This window comes from Lyngbya sp. CCY1209, assembly GCF_055795065.1.
This window is the reverse complement of record NZ_JAYFER010000077.1, coordinates 1-4,252: the sequence shown is the minus strand read 5'-3', so window position 1 is coordinate 4,252 and position 4,252 is coordinate 1. Positions and strand designations below refer to the sequence as shown.

3 protein-coding genes are annotated in these 4,252 nt (G+C 57.9%); all 3 read left to right on the top strand.

Going from position 1 to position 4,252, the window contains the following annotated elements:
• Positions 1 to 101: 101 nt before the first annotated feature.
• Positions 102 to 452 (top strand): hypothetical protein, encoded by a 351-nt coding sequence (locus AC0QHF_RS00400; RefSeq protein WP_324702212.1) that lies wholly within the window; start codon positions 102 to 104, stop codon positions 450 to 452.
• A gap of 254 nt (positions 453 to 706) precedes the next feature.
• Positions 707 to 2,542, top strand: a complete 1,836-nt coding sequence (locus AC0QHF_RS00395; protein ID WP_324702211.1) for an NAD(P)H-quinone oxidoreductase subunit F — start codon at positions 707 to 709, stop codon at positions 2,540 to 2,542.
• A 19-nt stretch (positions 2,543 to 2,561) separates the two neighbouring features.
• Positions 2,562 to 4,055 (top strand): NADH-quinone oxidoreductase subunit M, encoded by a 1,494-nt coding sequence (locus AC0QHF_RS00390; protein WP_324702210.1) that lies wholly within the window; start codon positions 2,562 to 2,564, stop codon positions 4,053 to 4,055.
• Positions 4,056 to 4,252: the final 197 nt, after the last annotated feature.

Here is a 4,252-nt window from a genome sequence, read left to right as displayed (position 1 = left end):
GATTCTCCACTTCTCCTCTTGACCCTGAGAGTTCCGACCTCATTTGGTATCCTGTGATACCAAACTTAGGAACATACAGACAGTTATAAGGCTGGTCAGGGGTGCGTCCCTTATATTCACCCGAGGGGGTGAAAGCCTTACCGGGAGGTTATTTCGGGCATTTCAGCCCTATTTCATTCCCGAACGAATCGCACTGCGGATGTTATATTATCGCCTCGAATTATCCCGTCATCGAACACCAAGTCCACTGGCCGACGTCCATCGGTTCCACCTTCGATCGCTTCGATGAAATTCCCGAACGGCTCGATCGCGCCATCGTCCACATCCGAGAGACGGGACAGGACAACCACTGGCAATGGCGCCAACAACGCAACGCCGAGGCGATCGCCAAAATTCTGTTTCCGGGCGAGTGCGAACCGTCTGATCAGGTTCCGACACCCGAAGCCGTCTGATATAAGCCCCGGTTAAGGCGGCTATCACGAATTGTGGTAACGATCCGATTTTCTTGACGCACTGTATAGAATATCATCTATAGTAATTCTAAAGAGAAGATAAAATCCGCAAACTCATCTGCATCCGTTGTCGGCCTTCGATCGCCAGACGACTTTTCCACTTGTCCTCAGTGCATTCAATGACTTGCCACGCCCGGAACCCAAATTCCGGGCTTCCCTTTAAGGGTTAGAGCCATTTATCCCAAATTTCAGTTATGACTGAATTCTTCCTGCAAAACATCTGGTGGATTCCCTGCTATCCCTTCCTGGGGGCTATTTTATCCGTTCCCTGGTCGCCCGGAATCATCCGCAAGACCGGCCCGAGACCGGCCGGATACATCAATATCATCATGACCCTGCTGGCCTTCGTCCACGGCTCCATCGCCTTGGGTGGAATGTGGGGTCAACCGGGTCGCGAGATCGTGATTCCCTGGCTGCAGGTAGCCGATCTCGACTTTTCCATTCCCATCGAACTCTCCGCCATCACCATCGGCGCCACCCTCGTCATCACCGGCCTCAACCTCCTGGCCCAAGTTTACGCGATCGCCTACCTGGAGATGGATTGGGGCTGGGCGAGATTTTACTGCCTGATGGCATTATTTGAAGCCGGACTCGCCGCCCTGGTGCTGTGCAACTCCCTGTTTTTCACCTATATCATCCTGGAGATCCTCACCCTCGGCACCTATTTGCTGGTGGGATTCTGGTTCAACCAGTCCCTGGTGGTGACGGGGGCGCGGGATGCGTTCCTCACCAAGCGGGTGGGGGACCTGTTCCTGCTGATGGGGGTGGTGTCCCTCTATCCCCTGGCGGGGACCTGGAACTTTACCGAACTGACGGAATGGGCGGCGACGGCGACCCTCAACCCCACCGTCGCGACGCTGCTGGGAGTGGCGCTGCTGGCCGGCCCCTTGGGGAAATGCGCCCAATTTCCGCTGCACCTGTGGCTCGACGAGGCGATGGAAGGTCCGGTGCCGAGCACAGTCCTGCGGAATGCGGTGGTCGTGGGTTCCGGTGCCTGGGTGCTGACGAAGGTGTTTCCGGTGATTGCACTGTCTCCGGTGGCGGAGTCGGTGACGGTTGCCATCGGGTTGGCGACGGCTCTCGGGGCCAGCGCCATCGCGATCGCTCAAATCGACGCGAAACGGGCGATTTCCTACTCCGTGAGCTCCTACATGGGCATGGCATTGATCGCCGTGGGGACGGGATTCACCAACACGGCTTTGCTGCTGCTGTTCACCTATTCGATGGCGATGGCCCTGCTGGTGATGACCAGCGGCGGTATCATCCTCAACAACATCACCCAGGATCTGACCCAATACGGGGGCCTGTGGTCGCGCCGCCCCATTTCCGGGATTTGCTTTCTCGTCGGGATCGCGGCGTTGGTGGGCGTCCCCCCCTTCGGGGGCTTCTGGATGCTGCTGGAACTGACCCAAAATCTCTGGCCGACGGAACCGGCGATCGCGATCGTGTTGCTGGCCGTCAACGGGTTGACCGCCTTCAGCCTGACCCGGGAATTCGGCCTCATGTTCGCCGGGACCGTCAAACAGATGACGGTGCGATCGCCCGAAGGACTCTGGGCCGGGGTGCTGCCCATGACCGTTTTGGCGGGCTTTTGCCTGCACGTCCCCCTGCTGCTGCAAGCCTGGGGACTTCTCCCAAGCTGGCAGGCCATCGACCTCACCGCCGCCGGGTTGCTGATGCTTTCCACCCTCGCCGGTGCCGGACTCAGCGTCTGGATCTACATCTTCGACGGCCTGCCCAAACCCGTGACCTTCGGCTCCCGAGCCGTTCAGGACTTCTTCGCCTACGACTTCTACACCGCCAAACTCTACCGCCTGACGATCATTTCCGCCGTGGCGGTGGTGTCCCGGATCATCGACTGGATAGACCGGTTCATCGTCGATGGCTTTGTCAATTTGGTCGGTCTGGCTACCGTCTTCAGCGGACAGAGCCTCCGATATAACGTCACCGGCCAAACCCAGTTCTACGCCCTCACCATCCTGCTCGGCATCACCCTACTGTTGAGTGTGCTCTGTTTCGGTTTGTTCTGACGATCGCCCATCACGAACTATGCTCAGTCTCCTAATTCTCATTCCCCTGGCGGGAAGCCTGCTCATCGGGTTATTGCCCTCCTCCTTCAGTTCCGCCCGCATCCGCTCCGTCGCCCTCGGGGTGACGGCACTGGTGGGGCTGTTGACCCTCAAACTCATCCTCGATTTCAATTTGGGCGACCCCGGCTTTCAATTTGAAGAATATCTGCCCTGGATTCCCCAGTTGGGTTTGTCCTACAGTTTGGGAATGGACGGCCTGTCCCTGTCCCTGATGGGGTTGAGCGCGATTTTGACCCCGATCGCGATCGCCAGCAGCCGCCCGGATACCCCCCGCCCCCGCCTCTACTACTCGATGATCTTGCTGGTGAGTGCGGCGGTCGCAGGGGCGTTTGTGGCCCAAAACCTGCTGCTGTTCGTCCTGTTCTACGAACTCGAACTCATCCCCCTCTACCTGCTGATCGGCATTTGGGGGAGCGACAAGCGGGGCTACGCGGCGATGAAGTTCCTCATCTACACCGCCCTCTCCGGGATTCTGATTTTGGCGGGATTCCTGGGGCTCACCTGGTTGAGCGGGTCGGGAAGTTTCGATTTCGATGCGATCAACACCGAAAAGATCTCCCAAATCAGCCAATTAATTTTAATCACGGTTTTGTTGATCGGTTTCGGGATCAAAATTCCCCTGGTCCCCCTGCACACCTGGCTCCCCGACGCCTACGTCGAATCCTCCGCCCCGGTGACGATCCTCCTGGGGGGTCTGTTGGCGAAGTTGGGAACTTATGGCCTGGTGCGGTTCTGCCTGCAACTGTTCCCGGACACCTGGCAACTGATCGGCCCCGGATTGTCGATTATCGGCGTGATTAGCGTCATGTACGGCGCCCTGACCGCGATCGCACAACAGGACATCAAACGGATGGTCGCCTACAGTTCCATCGGCCACATGGGTTATATCATCGTCGCCACGGCGGCGGGCACGGAAGTTAGCCTGATCGGGGCGATTTCCCAAATGGTCGCCCACGGCTTGATTTTGGCGATCCTGTTCCACCTGGTCGGCGTGGTGGAAACCAAAGTCGGCACCCGCGAGTTAAAATTACTCAACGGCCTGATGAACCCCATCCGCGGCTTGCCCCTCATCAGCGCGCTGCTGATCGCGGCGGGAATGGCAAGTGCCGGAATTCCCGGTTTGGTGGGCTTCGTGGCGGAATTTCTGGTGTTTCAAGGCACGTTTGTGGTCTTCCCGGTTCAGAGTTTGCTCTGTATCATCGCCTCCGGTCTGACGGCGGTTTACTTCGTCATCCTGCTCAACCGCACCTGTTTCGGGCGACTCGACAACAATTTGGCCTACTATCCCAAAGTCTCCCTCTCGGAACGGGCGCCCGCCCTGGTTTTGGCCGCGTTGATTTTGTTCCTCGGCGTGCAACCGAGTTGGCTGCTGCGGTGGAGTTCCCCGACGGCGAAACAGATGGCGTTGGAGTTGAATGGAATTCGCGTTCAACAGGTCGCCAATCGGCTGTGATCGATCCCCCATTATCCCCCCTTACCAAAGCAGGGCCGTTTCATTCTCCCCAGAAAAATGGCAAGGGGAGCGGAGGGAGCGACCGGGAGCGGAGGGAGAAGAGAGAGATTTTTCGGAATCAAAAGGTATTTTTAACCGGAAAAAATCCTTGCTCCTGTCTCCCATCAACGGTTTTCATTGTCGCCCTCGACAATTTT

Excerpts from the sequence above, each read along its gene's own strand:
- AC0QHF_RS00390 (WP_324702210.1), top strand. The coding sequence starts at position 2,562 with ATGCTCAGTCTCCTAATTCTCATTCCCCTGGCGGGAAGCCTGCTCATC.
- AC0QHF_RS00395 (WP_324702211.1), top strand. The coding sequence starts at position 707 with ATGACTGAATTCTTCCTGCAAAACATCTGGTGGATTCCCTGCTATCCC.